Annotated in this window: 3 protein-coding genes; 1 reads left to right on the top strand and 2 read right to left on the bottom strand. The window is 43.2% G+C overall.

Features of this window, described 5'->3' with window-relative positions:
• Both mnmE and ACESM0_RS13620 read right to left on the bottom strand, forming a co-directional pair.
• The coding region (gene mnmE / locus ACESM0_RS13625) for a tRNA uridine-5-carboxymethylaminomethyl(34) synthesis GTPase MnmE (RefSeq protein WP_372906751.1) at positions 1–1,292 on the bottom strand (1,292 nt) is incomplete at its 3' end.
• Positions 1,293–1,337: 45 nt separating this feature from the next.
• Positions 1,338–2,228, bottom strand: coding sequence for a CPBP family intramembrane glutamic endopeptidase (locus ACESM0_RS13620; protein ID WP_372906750.1), 891 nt, complete (start codon positions 2,226–2,228; stop codon positions 1,338–1,340).
• 268 nt (positions 2,229–2,496) lie between these two features.
• Between ACESM0_RS13620 and ACESM0_RS13615 the strand changes: the two genes are divergently transcribed.
• A partial coding sequence (locus ACESM0_RS13615) for a hypothetical protein (RefSeq protein ID WP_372906749.1) occupies positions 2,497–2,751 on the top strand: 255 nt, incomplete at its 3' end.

The following is a 2,751-nucleotide window of genomic DNA, read 5'->3' as shown; positions in this document are numbered from 1 at the left end:
AGTGCAGAGCGCAGATCGATGGAGAGAAAATCGCCGGTCATGCCCTGGTCGAGTGCCTGGATAGCTCGCTGCATATTTTCGCGGGCTTTCTGCAGGGCGTCTCGATGGCGCGAGGAGGTTACCAGCAGGCTGGAAGTGTCGTAGTCTTTATTCTCTAGCGCCCGCTGTTTCATCAGTTTTTTGAGATCCTCAATGTTCTTCTCTTCCAACGCGGAGATTTTCAGATCGTAATCGATTCGTTCTTCCTGAGAGGTGTTTTCCAGGTCGAGCTTGGTGCCAATCAATAGAAAAGGAGTCGCGGCAGCTCTCTTTTGAAATCCGGCAATCTCTTCACGCTCTTCCGAATCGAGCGGGAGTGAAAGATCTTTCAGGTAGACCACAAGGTCGGCCTGCTCAAATGCTTTTTGCGAACGTTTTACACCTTCAGCTTCAATTACATCTTCTGTCTTACGAAGTCCGGCCGTATCAATTAGTTTAAACAGAATTCCTTCGTAGCTCCAGTCCGCATCGATGGTATCGCGTGTGGTACCGGCAATTTCAGTCACAATCGCCCGGTCGCTTCCAACCAATGTATTCAGCAGGGTTGATTTTCCGGCATTGGGCCGGCCGATAAAAACAGTTCTTACGCCATCTTTCACAAGCCGGCCGGTTTCGTAGGTATCGAGAAGCCGGCCGATCTCTTCATTCACATCCACAAGCAGTTTCCGAAGCTGCTCCTTGTTGGCAAACTCCACATCCTCCTCGATAAAATCGAGCTCCAATTCCACCATGGCCGTAGCGTCAATGATCTGTTGACGAAACTCCTTGATATGCTTGCCCAAGCGTCCTTCAAGCTGCTGATGGGCAGCATCCACCGCCTTGATGCTCTTGGCGTGAATCAGATCGGCTACCGCTTCAGCCTGATCCAGATCCAGTTTGCCGTTTAGAAATGCCCGTTGGGTAAATTCACCTGGCTCGGCGGAACGAACACCCTGTTCTAAAATGGTTTCCAAAACGGATTGTGTCACCAGCACTCCGCCATGACAGGAAATTTCAACCGTATCTTCGCCCGTGTAAGATTTTGGAGATCGGAAGATTGTGGCCAAAACTTCATCCACAACCCGGCCATCCTTTTTGATGATCTTGCCAAAGTGAACCGTATGGGAATCTGCATTCGTGAGATCCTTTCCTTTGAAGCAGTTCTGAACCTTCTCAAACGCTCCTCTGCCTGATACACGAATCACGGCAATTCCTCCTTCACCTACAGGAGTTGCGATGGCGGCGATGGGTGGTTGTTGGTTGATTTCAGACAAGAAGTTTTAAACCGTTAGAGTTATTCAAAATTTGTTGGGTGAAAGTTATCGATCAATAACATCAATGTCTTCATTTGTTTTCAATGGAAATGGTTCAGCCTCGTGTACAATTTTCCAATTATCTTTCAGAAACCATATCAGCCACCCAAAAGACCCTACAAAAAGGAGTACTCCGATCCATATGTTTTCTAAATACGGATCAATTGTTTCCCAAGCATCTACATTGAAGGATTCATCAAAAAAGATCAAAAGCATGACTGCTCCATTGTTGGCTGCGTGTACTAAGAAGGGAAGCAGAAGAGAGCGGGTTCGCAAATAAAGAACACTAAGCACAACTCCGAAAATAAACGCTCCAATAATATCCATATGAAGCACACCAAATAAAAAAGAGGAGAGAATAACAGCACTCTTAAACCCATATTTTGCGCCGAATCTCTCAACCATAATACCTCTGAAAATAATTTCCTCAACCACCGGCGCAAAAACGGCCACTACAAAAAAGATTAAGCCATATTGTAATAATGATGTGTCAGGTCCAATATCAAACAATTCAGCGCTGTTTAGCCAATCAAAATACCATTCAGCTAACTCCGGACTGATTGTGTTAAACACTAATATGGTGACCCAAATCACGCCAAACGTCATGATAATTAAAGGCACAAAAAACCAGACTTGCCTCAGATCGGCCAGCGCTCCATCAAAAATTGCGACACTGGAAAGGTCATATTTTTTTATGAAATACAGATAGATCAGAAAAGGGACAACGTATAAAACATAAAAGGTCAAAATTTCAGCATTGGGACCAGACAATATATTGTACCCAATCGCAATAAAAATTGTACTCAAAAACAGAAACAGGAGTGTTACAATGGCTGCTTTTTTGATCCGAATTCTGCTGAAGCGCTCTCTTACATCTCTTTTTTGATCTGATTGCATGAACATCATCATTATTTTCAGGTGACATAAAAACAATAGGTTAATTGTATAAAAACATCAAATTTACTCAGAAAGATTCACTTCTTATCCAACCGTATGTTAAGCAGACAACCATCAGCGTACCTCGGTTGATTGGAGTCTATTGTGTACTCTCTCGTTCCTTATTTTAATTGATGTAAACCGTTAGAAATTTGATACATCTGAGATATGTCTTTAAAATTTTTTTATTCTCAGGCTAAATAATATCAAGAACGTAAAGGAGAAAGAGATGGATCTATTCGTGGATATACTGTTATTAACATCCATTGCCTTATTCATCGTTGGCTTTTCGGGCTTCTTTATCAAATCGATTCAAATCAATGAAAAAGTCCGGTACTATTTCATAGCGTCAATTTTAATGTTCAGCCTCTCGCTGGCCATTGGCTGGGAGTCGGCTGTAACTGCATTTAATGAGGGATACGAGGCCGGCATGCAAGACTGCTGTGAGGAAAATGTAACAGCTGATGATTCTATGGAAGTTGAT

The sequence above is a fragment of the Rhodohalobacter sp. genome (assembly GCF_041686455.1).
In the GTDB taxonomy this organism is placed as follows: Bacteria; Bacteroidota; Rhodothermia; order Balneolales; family Balneolaceae; genus Rhodohalobacter.
This window is presented reverse-complemented; position numbering and strand designations above follow the sequence as displayed.

What these genes read in the sequence shown, in the direction of transcription:
- ACESM0_RS13620 (WP_372906750.1), bottom strand. Translation starts at nt 2,228, where the DNA reads ATGCAATCAGATCAAAAAAGAGATGTAAGAGAGCGCTTCAGCAGAATT.